This is a genomic window from Dyella sp. 2YAF14, assembly GCF_052114725.1.
In the GTDB taxonomy this organism is placed as follows: Bacteria; Pseudomonadota; Gammaproteobacteria; order Xanthomonadales; family Rhodanobacteraceae; genus Dyella.
Genome location: NZ_JBFRFH010000001.1, coordinates 156328 through 173616 on the forward strand (window position 1 = coordinate 156328; position 17289 = coordinate 173616).

The window sequence follows — 17289 nt, forward strand, 5'->3', positions numbered from 1 at the left end:
AACCCCATGACTTTGGCTACACCCTCCCTCGCCGACCGCATCGATGCCCTGCTGCCGCAGACGCAATGCGAGCAATGCGGTTACCACGGCTGCCGTCCGTATGCGGAGGCGATCGCCAGCGGTGAGGCGAAGATCAACCAGTGTCCGCCCGGCGGTGCCATCGGCATCGCCAGGCTCGCCGCGCTGCTCGATGTCCCCGTGCTCCCGCTCGATCCGGAACACGGCATCGAGAAGCCGCGTACGCTCGCCCGTATCGTCGAGGCCGATTGCATCGGCTGCACGAAATGCATCCAGGTGTGTCCGGTGGATGCGATCGTGGGCGCGTCCAAAGTGATGCACACCGTGATGATCGATGACTGCACCGGCTGCGAGCTGTGCGTACCGGCCTGCCCTGTGGATTGCATCGTGCTCGAACCGATGCCGCTGGCACAGGTCGACGACCCGGCTCACGCCGACGCATCGCGCGAGCATTTCCAGCGCCGCGAAGCGCGGCTGACACGCGAACGTCTGCACCGTGACAACGAGCTTGCTGCGCGCAAGGCCGAGGTGGCCGCCATGACCACGCCGACCAATCCCGTGCTCGCCGCGCTCGCGCGGGCCAAGGCCAAACAACAAGGAAAGACCTCGTGAAGAAGGCCGACATCGTCGAGCTGTTCACCCGTCTGCGCGAAGTCGATCCGCATCCCACCACCGAACTCCACTACACCACGCCGTTCGAACTGCTGGTGGCGGTGGTGCTGTCGGCGCAGGCGACCGACGTGGGCGTCAACAAGGCGACCAAGAAGCTGTACCCAGTGGCGAATACGCCGCAGGCGATCCTCGATCTGGGCGAGGAGAAGCTCAAGCAATACATCAGCACGATCGGCCTGTTCAACAGCAAGGCCAAACATGTGATGGCCTTGTGCAGGATCCTGGTCGAGCAATACGACGGCGAGGTGCCGCAGACGCGCGAAGCGCTGGAGGCGCTGCCCGGCGTCGGCCGCAAGACCGCCAACGTCGTGCTCAATACCGCCTTTGGCCACGCCACCATCGCGGTGGACACCCATATCTTTCGCGTCTCCAACCGCACCGGTCTCGCCCCGGGCAAAGACGTGCGCGCGGTGGAAGACAAACTCGAAAAAGTGGTGCCGCTGGAATTCAAGCAGGACGCTCACCACTGGTTGATCCTGCATGGACGCTACGTGTGCAAGGCGCGTAAACCCGATTGTCCACAATGCGTCATTCGCGATTTGTGCCGTTACAAGGACAAGACGAAGGCCTGACCACTTGCTTCGCTGAAAGGCCATGCGAGCAATCCACTTGATTGCTCACGCCTCATCAGTTACGCCGGTAACGACTTCGCTGCAGCGTCGCAGCGGTCAGGTACGCGCAAGCGCAATGCGATGTCGATGAGCGCGCCGATGACGATGCCGTGACGAATATAGGTCACTAGTCACGGCGCACGCTGTCGTCGTATCGACATCTTGTGTGCAAACCATCCGTTTCGTTGGCAACCACCATCGCGCTGCACGCACACGTTGATGTGCCCATGTCATCGACGCGACATCTCGCACGTCGATGCCTCCACGCCGTTCGTCACATGCAAGCGGCAAGGTCTTGCAGTCTTCAGTCATGCAGGCAAGAAATACCTGTGACTAGTGGCATAGAACATGTGGCGAGGGCCTTTAAACCTCATAAATTCCTCAGTGTTTCGTGCGAGTTCCTCAAGCATGAAACGCTGCATCGACCTAACGTTGAGCCTCCCCCGGAACTCCCCCCGTTAGGAGGCACCACCATGAAGCGCTTCATCCTCCCCGCTCTCGTGGCTGCACTAGGTTTTGCCAGCGTCGGCACTGCATACGCCTCGGTCGAAACCTATACTGTCAGTATGAATGGCTACGCCGTCATTGGTTTCGTTGGAAACACTCCGGCCGATTTCGCTCGCGCCCAACAGAAGGCGAATGGTTGGGAAACACAGCGTCACCTGATGTTGAAGCCGCAGTCGATCAAGGCTGTTGCCATCGACCAGTCGTCGGGCGTCGCCCTCAACCAGACTGAGCTGCGCGCAGCCATCGTGCAGGCCGCCCTGGCCAAGACGCCCTGAACGCACGTCATTCACACTTTTATCGGCGCCACCCCCATACGCGTCGAAACAGGAAGGAAAACGGCGAGCGAGCAGACTCGCCGTTTTCCTTTTTTGTCGTGCCTGATTGACGCCAGCCGTCTCACTTGCCACCGTGACGCCTGGGCAGGCTCAAAGCGGCCCGGGAAAAGATCCACAAAAGGTAGAGCACGGATCATGCGTCCAGGCGGCGGCCCGGACCGTGCCGCCGCCAAGTCCGTCACGGGTGCGAAGGCATGCATATTCTGCTGGTCGAAGACGATGCCGAGCTGGGCGGTGCGATCAGGCACGCGCTGGAACACCAGTCCTATGCGGTGACCTGGCTGCGCGACGGTCGCCAGGCCATGGAAGCGCTGCGTGGCGATCCCGTCGACCTGGTCCTGCTCGATCTGGGCCTGCCTGGCAAGGATGGCCTGGAAGTGCTCGCCGAGGCCCGGCGCTCCGGCGTGAAGACACCGGTGCTGGTGATGACCGCCCGCGACGCGCTCGAAATGCGAATCCGCGGCCTGGACCTGGGCGCTGACGACTACCTGGTGAAGCCTTTCCACCTGGGCGAGCTCGCTGCCCGCATCCGTTCTCTCACGCGCCGTACACAAGGCCTTGCCGACAACATGGTGGAAGTCGGCGGCCTGCGTCTCAATCTGGCCACGGCCGAAGTGGAGTTTCGCGGCGAGCGCGTCACCCTGACGCGCCGCGAGTTCGCCCTGCTCCGCGTGTTGATGGAGCGCGCCGGCCGTATCGTGCGTCGTGAGGCGCTGGAAAACTCAGTCTATGGGCTCGACACCGTGGTGGAACGCAACGCCATCGAAGTGCAGGTGCACTGGCTGCGCCGCAAGTTGAGCCCCGAGGTGATCCATACCGTGCGCGGCATCGGCTACATGATCCCCCGCGAGCCGCAATGATCACTCAGCCGATCAGCCTGCGCACCCGCCTGACCTGGCTGATCATCGCCGTGATGGTCGCCGTGCTGATACCGCTTGGCTGGATCAGCTATCGTCGCGAACTGCGCGAGATGAACGAGCTGCTTGACGGTCGTCTCGCCCAGGCTGGCCGCACGCTGGGCACGCTGATCGCGCACGGGCAACTGCCGCTGCACGAGGCGGACCTGCCATCCATCGCGCAGGGCACCACCAGCCATCGACATGGCGTGGTGGTGTCGGTACATCCGCACAACTACGAGCCCGAGGTCGGGTTTCAAGCTTACGATCCGCAGGGCGAGCTGATTGCCGCCACTTCGAATTTCGCCGACCTGCCGCCGCCGACCCGCGAAGAGCGCGGCTTTCGCGACATCCAGCGCGAAGGCAAGCAGTGGCGTACGTTCACCCTGCAGAATCGCGCTGACCTGGTGATCCGCATTGGTGAACAGTCCGACAACCGCGCGGACATTGCGCGCGGGCTGGTGATCGAGCACACGCTGCCGCTGCTGGTGGGACTGCCGTTGCTGGCGCTACTGGTGAGTCTCGCCGTCAAGCGCGGCCTGCGCCCCGTCGCCGTGCTCACCGAGATGCTGGATCGTCGCACTCCCGGCAGCCGAAAGCCGATGCCTGCCGATGTGGCGCCCGGCGAAATCAAGCCGCTGATCGTGGCGCTGAATCAGCAACTGGAACGGCTCGAAGACGCACTGGACCGTGAACACCGCTTCGCCACCGATGTCGCCCACGAACTGCGCACGCCGCTGGCGGCGACCATGATCCATCTCGAAAGCGCCATGATCGCGGACGACCCCACTGAAGTGGAGTTCACCGTGCGCCACGCGCAGCAGAGCATGGCGCGGCTGGGGCGACGCATCGAACAGATCCTGGCGATGGCCCGGCTCGAAGCCGGCGCCGCCTCGCAACAGCGCACGCCGATGGACTTGATACGCATCGCCACCGAAGTGATCGAGGAGCTGGCGCCGCTGATCGCCGAAAAGGACATCTCGCTCAGCCTCACGCACGACGATGACATGGCTGTCGTGCTTGGCCACGAGGTGGCGCTCACCGCCATGTTTCGCAACCTGATCGAGAATGCCTTGCGCTATACGGAAACTGAAGGCCAGGTGGATGTTTCCGTGCGCCGGGATGGTGCGCAAGTGGTGATCGATATCTCCGACAACGGTCCGGGCATACCCGAGGATCGACGACAGGCGGTTTTTCAGCGATTCCATCGCGAAGTGGAAAGCGCGACGCGCGGTTATGGTCTGGGGCTGAGCATTGTGCAGCGAGCAATCGAGTTGCACGAGGCGTCCATTGAGTTGCTGGAGTCACCGTTGGGGCGGGGGTTGCTGGTGCGTATCCGGATGGCCGCAGCGTCGGGTTAAGCGGCATCGCCCGCTGCTTTTGCTCGTCATTCCCGCGCAGGCCGGAATGACGAGCTGGAGAGCAAGCCGCGCCTGCCAAAAGGTTTCCACAAGATTGCCTTGCCATCATGGCCAGCGTCGGGCCTCAGGCCTCCAGGCTGCAACGTCCATGCTTGCTCTTGTCCGAATCGCCCTGTCACGACCGCTGACCTTCATCGTATTGGCCGTGCTTATCCTCATCGCCGGCCCCTTGGCCGCGTTGCGCACGCCGACCGATATCTTCCCGAATATCGGCATTCCGGTGATCAGCGTGGTGTGGAGCTACAACGGGCTGCCGCCCGATCAGATGTCCGGCCGCGTCGTCTACTACTACGAACGCCAGCTCAGCACCTCGGTCAACAATATCGAGCACATCGAATCGCAGTCGCTGCCCGGCATGGGTATCGTCAAGATTTTCTTCCAGCCCGGCGTGGATATCCGCACGGCCACGGCGCAGGTGACCTCGATTTCGCAGACGGTGCTCAAGCAGATGCCGCCGGGCATCACGCCGCCGCTGATCCTCAATTACAACGCCTCCACCGTGCCGATCCTGCAGATGGCGCTGTCGAGCACGAGCCTGTCCGAGGCGAAGATCCTCGATCTCGGCCTCAATGTGATGCGTCCGATGCTCACCTCGGTGCCGGGTGTCGCCGTGCCCACGCCCTACGGCGGCGCTGCCCGCCAGGTCACGCTGGATCTTGATCCGCGTGCGCTGGCGGCGAACGGTTTGTCCGCGCAGGACGTGAGTAACGCGCTGGCCGCGCAGAACCAGATCATCCCGGTCGGCACGGCCAAGATCGGCATGGCCGAGTACCACGTGCAGCTCAACAACAGCCCTGACGCGGTCGACGAGCTCAATCAGCTGCCGGTCAAAACGGTGCATGGCGCCACCATCACCATCGGCGACGTGGCCCACGTGCGCGACGGCGCCGCACCGCAAACCAATGTGGTGCGCGTGGATGGCAAGCGCGCCGTGCTGATGCCGGCGCTCAAGGTGGGCGATGCATCGACGCTGGCCGTGGTGTCCGGCATCAAGCAGCTGATGCCGCGGGTGCTCGAATCGCTGCCTGCCAATCTGAAGGTCTCGTTGCTCAGCGATCAGTCGATCTTTGTGAAGGCGGCGATTTCGTCGGTGGCGCGCGAGGGCGTCATCGCGGCCCTGCTTACCTCGGTGATGATCCTGATCTTCCTGGGCAGCTGGCGGTCCACCGTGATCATCGCGGTGTCGATCCCCCTGGCCATCCTCTCGGCCATCGCCCTGCTCTCGGCCACGGGGCAAACGCTCAACGTGATGACGCTGGGCGGACTCGCGCTGGCAGTGGGCATCCTGGTTGACGATGCCACGGTGACTATCGAAAACATCAACTGGCATCTTGAGCAAGGCAAGGACGTCCGCACGGCAATCATGGACGGCGCCCGACAGATCGTGACGCCGGCCTTTGTATCGCTGCTGTGCATCTGCATCGTATTCGTGCCGATGTTCCTGCTGGACGGCATCGCGGGTTTTCTGTTCCGGCCGATGGCGCTTGCGGTGATCTTTGCGATGGTGTCGTCCTTCGTGCTCTCGCGCACCCTGGTGCCGACGCTGGCGATGGCCCTGCTCAAACCCCACCACATCGAAAAAGGCCCGGGCGACCACCCGGAAGACGACTATCTCAACCATCACGAAGGCGACCAGCCGGCGCGACGCACCCGGCGCGCACTGGTGGCTTCCATGGTTCGCTTCCAGCAGCGCTTCGAGCACCGTTTTTCGCAGGCGCGTGACGTGTACCACGCCACCCTGACAGTGGCGCTTGCCCATCGCCGCCGCTTTGTCATCGGCTTTCTTGGTTTCGTCATCGCATCGTTCGCGCTGATGCCCCTGCTTGGTCGCGACTTCTTCCCTGACGTGGATGCCGGCGCCATCGCCCTGCACGTGCGCGCCCCCATGGGCACGCGGGTCGAAGAAACCGCGGCCGAGTTCGACCGCATCGAACATGCGATACGCCAGGTCATTCCAGCCGACCAGCTGGACACGGTGATCGACAATATCGGCCTGCCGCTGTCGGGCGTGAACATGGTCTACAACGCCAGCGGCACCATCGGTCCGCAGGATGGCGACATCCAGGTCGTGCTGAAAGAAGACCACGCGCCGACCGCCGATTTCGTGCGCGAGCTGCGTGCGCAGCTGCCGCGCGAATTTCCCGGCACGCAGTTTGCGTTCCTCCCGGCCGACATGAGCTCGCAGATCTTGAACTTCGGCGCGCCGGCGCCGCTGGACATTTCCATTGCCGGCCGCGACCTCAAGGCCAATGAAGCGTACGCCAACGACATCCTCAAGCGCCTGCGCAGCGTGCCCGGCATCGCGGACGTGCGTCTGCAGCAGAGCAGCAGCTATCCCCAGCTCAACGTGACAGTGAACCGCACCCGCGCCGACCGCCTGGGCGTGACCGAGCGCGACGTCACCAACAGCATGGTCGCTTCGCTGGCCGGCAGCTCGCAGGTGGCGCCGACGTTCTGGCTCAATCCCAGGAATGGCGTGTCCTATCCCATCGTGGCCGCCACGCCGCAATACAAGATGGACAGCATGGCCGACCTGGCCGGCCTGCCGGTGACGCCGGCCGGCAAGGGCGCCAGCCAGGTGCTGGGCGGACTGGCCACGTTCACGCGCGTGCCCAGCGCGGCGGTGGTTTCGCATTACAACATCCTGCCGTCGTTCGACATCTATGCGGCCGTGCAGGATCGCGATCTGGGCGCCGTAGCGGGCGACGTGCAGAAGGTGCTGGACCAGTTTGCCGCTTCGCGTCCCAAGGGCACGCTGGTCAGCCTGCATGGCCAGGTGGGCACCATGAACGAGGCCTTTGGTGGATTGGCCTTCGGCCTGGTCGGGGCGATCGTGCTGATCTATCTGCTGATCGTGGTGAACTTCCAGTCGTGGCTGGATCCGTTCGTGATCATCACCGCCCTGCCCGCCGCGCTCGCCGGCATCGTGTGGGTGCTGTTCCTCTCGCACACCACGTTGTCGGTTCCGGCGCTGACCGGCGCCATCATGTGCATGGGCGTGGCAACGGCCAACTCCATCCTCGTCGTCAGCTTCTGTCGCGAGCGCCTGGCCGAACATGGCGATGCAGTGAAGGCCGCGCTCGAAGCCGGCTTCACGCGCTTTCGTCCGGTCTGCATGACCGCGCTGGCGATGATCATCGGCATGTTGCCCATGGCGCTGACGCACGAACAGAACTCGCCGCTGGGCCGCGCCGTGATCGGCGGTCTGCTGTTTGCGACGTTCGCCACCCTGCTCTTCGTCCCTGTGATCTTCAGCATCGTGCACGGCCGCACGCAGACACAGCTCGCATCCGATTCCGCCTCTGGAGTACCCATCCATGTCGCATGACGCCACCATCGGCACGTCCACGCGCACGCCCAGGCTCGGCCGCGCCGTGCGCATCGGGCTCGCGCTGGCCCTGCTCGCCACCATCGCCGGCATTTCCGTGCGCGCTTATGACTACCACCGCGTCGTGAAGTGGACGAACGCCCAGGTCACCCCAAGCGTGCAGCTGGTCACCCCGGAGGGAGGCCATGGGCAAGCGAGCATGACGCTGCCCGGTCGTCTGGATGCGTGGATCGGCGCGCCCATCCACGCGCGCGTCAGCGGCTACCTCAAGAGCTGGAGCCACGACATCGGCAGCCAGGTCGCCGCAGGCCAGTCGCTGGCCGAGATCGATACGCCGGAACTCGACCAGCAGTTCGAACAGGCCAAGGCCAACCTCGCCCGCGCACAGGCGAATGCACGACTGGCCGCGCTCACCGACAAACGCTGGAAGAACCTGCTCCAGTCCAATTCCGTCTCCAAGCAGGAAGCCGACGAAAAAGCCGGCGAAGCCGAAGCTGCGCAGGCCAACGTGCTCGGCGCGCAGGCAGATGTCGATCGCATCGCCGCGCTGGAAGCGTTCAAGCACATCACCGCGCCGTTCGCGGGCACGGTGACCGCACGCAACACCGATATCGGCGACCTGATCAGCGCCAACAGCGAGAACGCGCCGGCCCTGTTCACCGTGTCGGACACCACGCGCATGCGCCTCTACGTGGAAGTGCCGCAGGGTTATGCCGACGCCATTCGCCCGGATATGAGCGTTCAACTGGACGTGCCCGATCACCCGGGCGAGCAGTTCACCGGGCGCCTGATCGGCAACTCCGGCGCGGTGAGCCAGACATCCGGCTCGCTGCTGGCGCAGTTTGAAGTGGACAACCGCAAGGGCGAGCTGCTGCCCGGCGCCTATGCCGAAGTGCATCTGCCCATGACTGGCAACAGCCATGTGCTTACCGTGCCGGCAACCGCTCTGATCTTCCGCGCACAAGGACCCCAGCTCGCCGTCATGGGCGCCGACCACAAGGTCCAGCTGCGCGATATCCACATCGCGATGGATCTCGGCGACCGCTTGCGCATCGACAAGGGCCTCAAGCCCGGCGATCGCGTGATCAATCATCCGTCCGACTCACTGACGCAGGGCGATCTGGTGCAAGTGGCGGCCGTGGACAATGACGGCGCAGCCAAGCCGGAGTGAAGCCATGATGCCCGTGCTCTCCTCCCTGCGTCGACTCGCGCCGCTGGCACTGGTGGCGCTGTTGCCGGCCTGCTCGCTTGCACCGGCCTACACCAAGCCGGACGTCGGTACCGTACCTGGCAGCTACGCCGGCCAGACTTCCGACGGCCTGTGGTCACCCGCGCATCCATCCGACATTGCGGCGCGTGGACCGTGGTGGTCGGTGTATGCCAACCCGACGCTGGATCGCCTGGAGCAGCAACTCGATGCCTCCAATCCAACGCTTGCCGTCGCCCTGGCGCGCTATGACGCAGCACGCGCGCTGCTGGGCGAAGCGCGTTCGGACCTCTATCCCACGTTGGGCGTAGTAGCCGCCGATTCGCGCAATCGTCAGTCGAATAACCGTCCGCTGCGCGGCAGCGGCCAACCCAACGAATACAGCGCCGAGACCTTGGGTTTCGGGCTGGGTTACGAGCTCGATCTCTGGGGGCGCGTGCGCAACGAAGTGGCTGCCGGCAAGGCGAACGCGAACGCAGCGCAAGCCGATCTCGCGTCGGTGAAGCTGAGTCTTGAAGCACAGCTTGCCGATCTCTACCTGCGGCTGCGCGGCTACGACGTACAGGAGCGCATCCTCACGGACACATTGGATGCGTACCAGCAAGGCCTCGACCTCACCCAGCGGCGATTCCAGGGTGGCGTGGCCTCGGGCCTCGATGTGAGCCGCGCGAAGACACAACTGTCAGATGCCCAGGCACAGGTATCGGACGTGCAGGCGCAACGTGCGTTGACCGAACACGCCATCGCCACGTTGGTGGGCGACTCGGCGTCGCGCTTCTCGCTGCCGGTCGACAACGCACCCATCAAGGTGCCCGCGATTCCGCTTGGCGTGCCGTCGCAATTGCTGGAGCGTCGCCCCGATATTGCCGCCGCCGAACGGCGCGTGTTTGCCGCCAATGCCGAGATCGGCGTGGCGCGTGCGGCATTTTTCCCTCGCTTGAGCCTTTCCGCTGCCTTGGGTTGGCAGGACACCGGCATGGGCAATCTGTTGAGCGCCGGCAACCGTTACTGGGCGCTCGGCCCGGATCTGGCGATGACGCTGTTCGATGGTGGCCTGCGGCGCTCCAAGGTGCAGGCCGCGCAGGCGAACCTGGATGCGGCGGCGGGCCTCTACCGCGGCGTAGTGCTCGACGCGTTCCAGCAGGTGGAAGACAACCTCACCCTGCTGCAACAGCTCGGCAAGGAGGCACATCAGCAAGACGATGCCGCCAGTGCCGCAGGCGATTCGCAGACCATCGCGATCAATCGCTATCGCGAAGGCGCAGTGAATTATCTCGACGTGGTGAGCGCGCAGACGGCCGAACTGCAGGCCGAACTCAGCGCGGAACAAGTGCGCACACGACGTCTGCAGGCCAGCGTGGATCTGATCCGCGCGCTTGGCGGCGGCTGGGATGCAGCCCAGCTGTCGACCACCGCCAACGCGGTGGCCGACAGCACGACCCAGGCCCGCTGACGCGACGGTACCTACTCCGTCGCGACCGCCCGGGGACCCAAGGAGCCCTCATGTGGAGAGAGGGGAGGCACGAGGGCTCCTTTCATGACGAGCGAGCCTATGCCGCCCGTCGTACGCCTTCGACGCGTTGATTGAGCTGCTGCCAGTCCACAATCAGCTCACAACCGCGTGCCGACGCGTTCCTGCTCCATTCGCGCAGCAATTCCAGGCATGCCTGATCGACGTGATGCAGTCGATCCACCTGCAGTTGCAGGCGCGTGTTCGGCGGCACGCTTTCCAAGGTACGCGCCACCGACGGCACGCGCAGAAACGTCGCCGAACCTTCCAGGCGCAGCGATGCCGTGCCTGGTTCCTCGTGATGATGCAGGCCCACCTTGAGTCGCGACGAATGCAGCGCGAGGCGGAACAGCGACAAAGCGAAGCCGATCAGCACGCCGGCCAGCAGATCGGTGGCGACAATGGCCACGGTGGTTGCGACGTAAATCCATGCGGTGCCCTTGCCGTACTGCGCCAGCGAGATCACCTGCCTGAAGTTCACCATCTTGACGCCGGTGTAGACCAGGATGCCGGCCAGGCAGGCTACCGGCGTCATGCGCATCAACCATGGCAGCAGCATGGCAAACACGAGTAGCCAGCTGCCGTGCAGGATGGTCGCCATGCGCGTGGCCGAACCGGCCTGCACATTCGCCGCGCTGCGCACGATCACGCCCGTCATCGGCAATGCGCCGAACAAGCCGCAGATGGTATTGCCGATGCCTTGAGCGGTGAGCTCGCGGTCGTACCTGGTGCGGGCGCCGTCGTGCATGCGATCGACCGCAGCGGCGGACAACAGCGTCTCGGCGCTCGCGATGAAGGCGAACGTCAGCGCAGCGATCAGCAGCGACGGTTCCAGCAGGCTGGAAAGACTGCTCCATGTCGGCATCGATACGGCGGCCATCAGGTTTGATGGCACATCCACCGTTTTCACTGCCAGCCCCGCGAACTGCACGGTCGCCGTCAACGCGATCACCGCCAGCAATGCGCCGGGAACGAAGCGCAGTTTCACCGGCCGCAGTTTTTCCCAGCCAAGCATGATCGCGATGGTGGCCACGCCGACGCCCAGGGCCGACAGACTGCCCACCTCGCCCTGCACCGCGTCGATCACCGCTCCCGGCAACGCAACGAAGTTCTCCAGGCCTCGCGCCTTGGGCAAGCCATCCATCAGCACGTGCAGCTGCGAGGCCACGATCAACACACCGATACCCGACAACATGCCCGCCACCACAGCCGGCGAACACATGCGGAACCACACGCCGACGCGACACAAGCCGGCCGCGATCTGGATCATGCCGGCCAGCAGTACGACCGGGCCCAAGGCGGCTACGCCATGCTCGCGCACCAGTTCGAACACGAGCACGGCAAGGCCCGCCGCCGGTCCACTCACCTGCAATGGTGAACCGGCGACGGCGCCCACGACGATGCCGCCGACGATGCCGGTGATGAGTCCTGCCGCTGGCGGCATGCCTGAGGCGATGGCGATACCCATGCACAAGGGCAAGGCCACCAGGAACACCACGATGGAACCGAGCAGGTCACGCCCGAACAGTCCCTGCTTGAAGTAGTTGCTGATCACGACGACGTCCTCAGGCAGCCGACGACGCAGGCACAGCGAAGCGCGCATGCGGCGTCGCTTCCGGAAAGCCCGCCGTGCCGGGCTCGATCTGCACGAAGCGACCCTCAAGTGCATCAAAGCCCTTCAAACCGGCATGCTCGATGTCATACACCCAGCCGTGGATGCGCAGTTGTCCGCTGGCCATGGCGGCCGCCACGGTGGGCAGCGTACGCAGGTGTTCGAGCTGGCCCACCACGTTTTCTTCGGTGAGGCGACGCAGACCTTCCGAGCCCTGCAGGCCCGGTCCGTTCTGATCTACCACGTAGCGCGCAACATCCGCATGTTTCATCCATGCCGCGACCGACGGCATGTCCTGCACCAGCTCGGGATGTTGCAACGCCTTCATCGCGCCGCAGTCGGAATGGCCGCAGATCACGATGTGGCTGACCTTGAGCACCTTCACCGCATACTCGATCGCCGCCACCACGCCGCTCACGTGCTGCGCATACGGCGGCACGATGTTGCCGATATTGCGATACACGAACAGCTCGCCAGGCTGCGCGGAAAACAGCAGTTCCGGCATCACGCGCGAGTCGGCGCAGGTGATGAACATGGTGCTGGGACTCTGCCCCGCCGCCAGCTTGCGGAACACTTCGCGCTGCGCGGGAAAAACCTCATTGCGGAACTGTTCGAAACCTTCGATCAAACGCTTCATGCGAATACTCCAGACAAGAATCGGTACGACGCCCACGGCGCAACGCGCGCCAGAGGAGGCGACGAAAAAAAAGAACAGATGGCCAACGCCAAGCACAGGCACGACGGGCGCGCCGCGCTAGCGGGTCAGTTCACTGACGGGACCATGGGAGGCGGCAGGCCTAAGCCATGCACGCGAGGAGAACGCGCCGCCTCAGCGGACGCGATTCAGGCGACTTCGGGTGGGCGCAGCAGTCGCGCGGGGTCGTGCGGGCTCAGCTCATCGTGCAGCGAGCGTGGAGCATGGTGGGGCATGGGCGCCCACAGGTAAGCCACATCGAAGGGATGGAGGATGTCGTCCATGCCGCTGCTGGTGTTGTCTTCCAGCGAGCCGTGCTCGCTGTCGTCGGCCGCGCTATCGGCGACATCGTCGGCCGTGACCAGCGTGGCCAGCGCCTTGTCAGCCGACGATGCCGGTGACAGTTGCGCCGGACGAACAGGCGTGCCGACCAGCAATAGCAGGCCGAACAAACACGCCAGAAACGCGGCGAAACGAGAGCGGTGGAGACGCGAAGTCATGCCGCGACGTTATCGGAAAGCGCATGAAAATCGCAAGACCTTGCGAGAAATCCATCGCGCATTCTCTTGCATGCGCCAGCAAACATTCATTTTCGCAGGCCGCTGTCATCGCGCAGAAACACCCGGCCGCAAAAAGAAAAAACGGCGGGCCAGAGCCCGCCGTTTGTCCATCCCTGGGTAGAACTCCCTTGCGATAGCCGTACCGCCGATCCGATTAGAACGGGTAGTAGCGGAAGGAGGTGAAGAACATGTTCTCCGTGGCCTTCGGCGAAGCAAGGCCATTGGCAACCGGACCGCTCACGCCATTGATGAAGCCCTGGCCCGGGAACGCTTCCTTCTGGGTGTACGAGTACTGTGCGCCGAACTGCATGCGACCGAACTTGCCCTGGTAGAACTTCCACCAGAAGCCCGCCGTGCCCTGCCAGATCTGGCGAGCGTTGCCCACGCAGTTGCTGTTGCCGGCGATGTCGCAACCGCTGTTGTTGTAAGCCGGGTTGCCATAACCGAGGGCGACGGTGCCCGCGTTGTAAGCGGTGAAGTCCTTCTTGCTGGCAGCTTCGCGGCCACCGAACAGATAGATGTCCAGATCCGGATTGGTGTGCCAGGTCAGACCGGTCAGCATCATGTTCTCCTTGATCGGAGCCAGATTGCCGTTCGGGCTGAAGGTCACGTCGGAGAGCTGGGCGCTGCCGTAACGGCCGATGCCCTTGCCCGACATGCCGGAGAACTGCCAGTCGAGGGTCTTGTCGATCAGCGGCAGGATCACGCCCAGACCCCAGCCACCGCCGTAGGTGTTGTGGTTCTGGTAGCTGCCGTTGACGGCATAGCGGTTGTAGAAGGCGCGGCCGAGGCCGAACAGCTCGTAGTGACCGAAACCCGGGTCAGCCGCGAACTTCACCACCACATCGGGGATGTGGTTGAGCGACAGCGTATTGGCCGAGTCGAAACCCGAACCCGCGGTCATGTTGTAAGCCGTCTGCTGCACCGGCGCCTTGGCCTGGTTCGGGCTCGAATAGAACGTGGTCTGCGGGTTCTCGATGGAGACGCCCAGCCAGTACTTCTTGTCCCAATCCTTGACCAGGCGGATCTGCGCCTGACGTGCCCAGGTGAAGCCCGGGATGTACTGCGCGTCGATCTGCGGCGGCATCTGCTCGCCACGCGGCATGATGCCCTTGCTGTTGAGCGTCAGCAGCGACCAGTTCTGGCCGGCCAGCAGGTGCAGGCCCGAGGTGTCCCAATCGGACGTCAGGTAGACGTTGCGGATACGCGGGTTGAACGAGTTGCTCTCATTCGAGTTCGCGGTCTGGGCGCCGCCCAGGAAGTCCAGTTCGATGTAGCCGGCCAGATGCGTGGTCGGATCCACGTCACCCTGGGCCAGGGCCGAGAGGCGGCTCTGGCGGGCGGTCATGCGGAACTCGTTCATGTGCGCGGTCTGCACGTTCTTGTACGGCATCGAGCTGTAGTTCGATGCGATGTCCGCGCCTTCGTTGGCCGAACGGTAGATCGTTTCGGCAGCGAGGAAGCCGCCGAGCGTGATGTTCACGCCCTTGTAAGCGATCTTGTCCTGCGACTTCTTGACCGTCGCGTCGGTCGTGGCGACCTGCTTCTGCACCTGCTCCACAGCCTGGCCGGTCGACACGTTGATATCGGACTGCGCGTCAGTGCGCTGCTCGAGCTCGACGACCTTGGCCTGCAGGGCCTGCAGCTGGGCCTTCAGCGCTTCGATCTCGGCGTTCTGCGTCGACTGGGTGCTGGTCTTGGTGCTGGCGCCGGCCGGGTCGGCCATGACGTGGAAGCTGGTAACGCCCAAACCGGCAGCAATGGCCACCGCGAGCAACTTGGAACGCATGGAATATCTCCGCATGTAGGTAAGAATCACCTGGACCGCCCCCTTCGATCTCCGGCCGTCCAAGCAGGTTCGGTGGGCAGGATGGGCTTCGGGCTTTACCGTTACATGGACGTTATGTGACAGAACGGAGACATGCGTTCGCGCACGTACGGATCGTCCGCCCAACGCCGCAGTGGACCTGGGGTCGCCGCCCCGGCTGATATGCTTAGGCGATGGATAAGCTCAATAACAGCATGGCCGGCCGCATGGCCGAGCGGTTTCGCGGCTTCTTGCCGGTCATCGTGGACGTTGAAACCGGCGGCTTCGATGCCGAGCGCGATGCGCTGCTGGAAATCGCCGCTGTCATATTGCGCATGACCCCCGAGGGCTATCTGCAGCCCATGCCGGCGGTCTCGGCACACGTCCACCCCTTCCCCGGGGCCAATATCGACCCGCGCGCGCTGGAGATCACCGGCATCGACCCGGACAACCCGCTGCGCGGCGCACTGGACGAGCGCCTGGCGCTGGACCATGTGTTCAAGCCAATCCGCGACGCCATGCGCGACATGGATTGCCAGCGCGCCGTGCTGGTGGGTCACAACGCCGCGTTCGACCTGGGCTTTCTCAATGCGGCCGTGCGCCGCGTCGCCCACAAGCGCAACCCGTTCCACCCTTTCAGCTGCTTCGACACCGCCACGTTGAGTGGGCTTGCCTTCGGCCAGACGGTGCTGAGCAAAGCCGTGCAGGCCGCAGGCATTCCCTTCGATACGCGTGAGGCGCATTCGGCCATTTATGACGCGGAGCGGACGGCGGAGCTGTTCTGCACCATCGTCAACCGCTGGCGCCGGTTGGAGGAGTTCGAGCGGGACCAGATCGGCATCGAGTCGATGTGAAGGCACCAGGGGACTCGCCCGGATTTCGGGCGACGATTTAATCCCCTGCGTTATCAGTGCCATATGACAATTCCCTGCAAGTTGTCATATCGCTGAAACATTGAGCTCATTTCATTGCAACACGGCGCGCATGAAATAACGGCGGGCGGGAATCCCCCGAAACCCTTATCGCTAAGGAGCAACCGTGTTGATCTCAACCAAATCTCTGACTCGCATCGGCACGGCCGCGGTGTTCGCGACGGCCTCGCTGTTTGCCATGGGCGCGCAGGCGACCGACATCACCGGCGCTGGCTCGAGCTTCGTCTACCCGGTGCTTTCGAAGTGGTCCGCGGGCTACGCCGAAAAGACCGGCAACAAGCTCAACTATCAGTCCGTCGGCTCGGGCGCCGGCGTGGCGCAGATCAAGGAAGGCACCATCGACTTCGGCGCCACCGATGCTCCGGTGAAGGCTGAAGACCTCGCACAGTTCGGCCTGGGCCAGTTCCCGGTCGTGGTGGGCGGCATCGTGCCGGTGGTGAACATCCCGGGCATCGAAGCGGGCCAGGTCAAGCTGGACGGCACCACCCTCGCCGACATCTTCCTCGGCAAGATCACCATGTGGAACGACCCGCGCATCGCCGCGATGAACGCTGGCGTGAACCTGCCCTCCAAGAAGATCACCGTCGTGCATCGCTCGGACGGTTCGGGCACCTCGTTCAACTTCACCAACTACCTGTCCAAGGTCAGCACCGACTGGGCTGCCAAGGTCAAGTTCGGCACGGCTGTTGAGTGGCCGACCGGCGTGGGCGGCAAGGGCAATGAAGGCGTGTCGCAGTACGTCAAGCAGATCGTCGGTTCGATCGGCTACGTCGAGTACGCCTATGCCGTGAAGAACAAGATCAGCTGGGTGAACCTGAAGAACGCCGCCGGCCAGGTCGTTGCGCCGAGCGCCGATGCGTTCGCCGCTGCCGCTGCCACGGCCGATTGGGGCAGCGCCAAGGACTTCAACGTGATCATGACCAACGCCTCCGGTGCGCAGGCATGGCCGATCACCGCGACGACCTGGGTGGTGATGTACAAGAAGCCCAAGAACGCCGAGCACACCAAGGTGGCGTTCGAGTTCTTCAAGTGGGCGCTCGAGAATGGCCAGAAGGACGCCGCTTCGCTCGACTACGTCGCGCTGCCGGACACCCTGGTCAAGAAGATCGAGGCTTACTGGAGCACCGAGTACAAGCACTGAGGCTGGCGTCTCGCCGGTCACGCTACGGCAACCGGCGA

General features: G+C 64.0%; 14 protein-coding genes. 10 read left to right on the top strand and 4 right to left on the bottom strand.

Translation table 11 applies throughout. The annotated features are described in order from the left end of the window. Nucleotides 1-6: 6 nt before the first annotated feature. From AB4Y82_RS00770 to AB4Y82_RS00805, 8 genes are all read left to right on the top strand, one after another. The gene (locus AB4Y82_RS00770; RefSeq protein WP_441603502.1) at nt 7-630 is read left to right on the top strand and encodes an electron transport complex subunit RsxB; all 624 of its coding nucleotides are present in this window, start codon (nt 7-9) and stop codon (nt 628-630) included. Continuing rightward, the gene (gene nth / locus AB4Y82_RS00775; protein WP_441603503.1) at nt 627-1262 is read left to right on the top strand and encodes an endonuclease III; all 636 of its coding nucleotides are present in this window, start codon (nt 627-629) and stop codon (nt 1260-1262) included. Before AB4Y82_RS00770 ends, nth begins: the two co-directional genes overlap by 4 nt. 512 nt (nt 1263-1774) lie before the next feature. Next, nucleotides 1775-2083: a hypothetical protein gene (locus tag AB4Y82_RS00780; protein WP_441603504.1), complete on the top strand. Its 309-nt coding sequence runs from the start codon at nt 1775-1777 to the stop codon at nt 2081-2083. 254 nt (nt 2084-2337) lie between these two features. After that, on the top strand, nt 2338-3003 hold the full coding sequence (locus AB4Y82_RS00785; RefSeq protein WP_441603505.1) for a response regulator: 666 nt from the start codon (nt 2338-2340) through the stop codon (nt 3001-3003). Continuing rightward, nucleotides 3000-4400, top strand: a complete 1401-nt coding sequence (locus tag AB4Y82_RS00790; RefSeq protein ID WP_441603506.1) for an ATP-binding protein — start codon at nt 3000-3002, stop codon at nt 4398-4400. The genes AB4Y82_RS00785 and AB4Y82_RS00790 overlap by 4 nt, the downstream gene beginning before the upstream one ends. A gap of 148 nt (nt 4401-4548) precedes the next feature. Next, complete coding sequence (locus AB4Y82_RS00795; RefSeq protein ID WP_441603507.1) at nt 4549-7788, top strand: efflux RND transporter permease subunit; 3240 nt, start codon at nt 4549-4551, stop codon at nt 7786-7788. Further along, the gene (locus tag AB4Y82_RS00800; RefSeq protein WP_441603508.1) at nt 7778-8959 is read left to right on the top strand and encodes an efflux RND transporter periplasmic adaptor subunit; all 1182 of its coding nucleotides are present in this window, start codon (nt 7778-7780) and stop codon (nt 8957-8959) included. The genes AB4Y82_RS00795 and AB4Y82_RS00800 overlap by 11 nt, the downstream gene beginning before the upstream one ends. A gap of 4 nt (nt 8960-8963) precedes the next feature. Then, on the top strand, nt 8964-10448 hold the full coding sequence (locus AB4Y82_RS00805) for an efflux transporter outer membrane subunit (protein ID WP_441603509.1): 1485 nt from the start codon (nt 8964-8966) through the stop codon (nt 10446-10448). Between the two features lie 97 nt (nt 10449-10545). Here AB4Y82_RS00805 and AB4Y82_RS00810 read toward each other — a convergent pair whose 3' ends face one another. From AB4Y82_RS00810 to AB4Y82_RS00825, 4 genes are all read right to left on the bottom strand, one after another. After that, nucleotides 10546-12108 (bottom strand): SulP family inorganic anion transporter, encoded by a 1563-nt coding sequence (locus tag AB4Y82_RS00810; protein ID WP_441603510.1) that lies wholly within the window; start codon nt 12106-12108, stop codon nt 10546-10548. Then, nucleotides 12071-12754 carry a carbonic anhydrase gene (locus AB4Y82_RS00815; RefSeq protein WP_441603511.1) on the bottom strand — a complete coding sequence of 228 codons (684 nt, stop codon included), beginning with the start codon at nt 12752-12754 and terminating at the stop codon, nt 12071-12073. The genes AB4Y82_RS00810 and AB4Y82_RS00815 overlap by 38 nt, the downstream gene beginning before the upstream one ends. Nucleotides 12755-12960: 206 nt before the next feature. After that, on the bottom strand, nt 12961-13311 hold the full coding sequence (locus AB4Y82_RS00820) for a hypothetical protein (RefSeq protein WP_441603512.1): 351 nt from the start codon (nt 13309-13311) through the stop codon (nt 12961-12963). A 214-nt stretch (nt 13312-13525) separates the two neighbouring features. Further along, nucleotides 13526-15160, bottom strand: coding sequence for a hypothetical protein (locus AB4Y82_RS00825; RefSeq protein ID WP_441603513.1), 1635 nt, complete (start codon nt 15158-15160; stop codon nt 13526-13528). A gap of 212 nt (nt 15161-15372) precedes the next feature. On the opposite strand from AB4Y82_RS00825, the gene rnt reads away from it, so the two are divergent. Beyond that, nucleotides 15373-16032 carry a ribonuclease T gene (gene rnt, locus AB4Y82_RS00830; RefSeq protein ID WP_046970448.1) on the top strand — a complete coding sequence of 220 codons (660 nt, stop codon included), beginning with the start codon at nt 15373-15375 and terminating at the stop codon, nt 16030-16032. A 184-nt stretch (nt 16033-16216) separates the two neighbouring features. Further along, nucleotides 16217-17251 (top strand): phosphate ABC transporter substrate-binding protein PstS, encoded by a 1035-nt coding sequence (gene pstS / locus AB4Y82_RS00835; RefSeq protein ID WP_441603514.1) that lies wholly within the window; start codon nt 16217-16219, stop codon nt 17249-17251. Nucleotides 17252-17289 lie beyond the last annotated feature (38 nt).

Excerpts from the sequence above, each read along its gene's own strand:
- AB4Y82_RS00805 (WP_441603509.1), top strand. The coding sequence starts at position 8,964 with ATGATGCCCGTGCTCTCCTCCCTGCGTCGACTCGCGCCGCTGGCACTG.
- AB4Y82_RS00780 (WP_441603504.1), top strand. The coding sequence starts at position 1,775 with ATGAAGCGCTTCATCCTCCCCGCTCTCGTGGCTGCACTAGGTTTTGCC.
- AB4Y82_RS00825 (WP_441603513.1), bottom strand. The coding sequence starts at position 15,160 with ATGCGTTCCAAGTTGCTCGCGGTGGCCATTGCTGCCGGTTTGGGCGTT.
- AB4Y82_RS00820 (WP_441603512.1), bottom strand. The coding sequence starts at position 13,311 with ATGACTTCGCGTCTCCACCGCTCTCGTTTCGCCGCGTTTCTGGCGTGT.
- AB4Y82_RS00795 (WP_441603507.1), top strand. The coding sequence starts at position 4,549 with ATGCTTGCTCTTGTCCGAATCGCCCTGTCACGACCGCTGACCTTCATC.
- AB4Y82_RS00815 (WP_441603511.1), bottom strand. The coding sequence starts at position 12,754 with ATGAAGCGTTTGATCGAAGGTTTCGAACAGTTCCGCAATGAGGTTTTT.
- AB4Y82_RS00810 (WP_441603510.1), bottom strand. The coding sequence starts at position 12,108 with ATGCGCGCTTCGCTGTGCCTGCGTCGTCGGCTGCCTGAGGACGTCGTC.
- AB4Y82_RS00790 (WP_441603506.1), top strand. The coding sequence starts at position 3,000 with ATGATCACTCAGCCGATCAGCCTGCGCACCCGCCTGACCTGGCTGATC.
- AB4Y82_RS00770 (WP_441603502.1), top strand. The coding sequence starts at position 7 with ATGACTTTGGCTACACCCTCCCTCGCCGACCGCATCGATGCCCTGCTG.
- AB4Y82_RS00800 (WP_441603508.1), top strand. The coding sequence starts at position 7,778 with ATGTCGCATGACGCCACCATCGGCACGTCCACGCGCACGCCCAGGCTC.
- AB4Y82_RS00785 (WP_441603505.1), top strand. The coding sequence starts at position 2,338 with ATGCATATTCTGCTGGTCGAAGACGATGCCGAGCTGGGCGGTGCGATC.
- rnt (WP_046970448.1), top strand. The coding sequence starts at position 15,373 with ATGGATAAGCTCAATAACAGCATGGCCGGCCGCATGGCCGAGCGGTTT.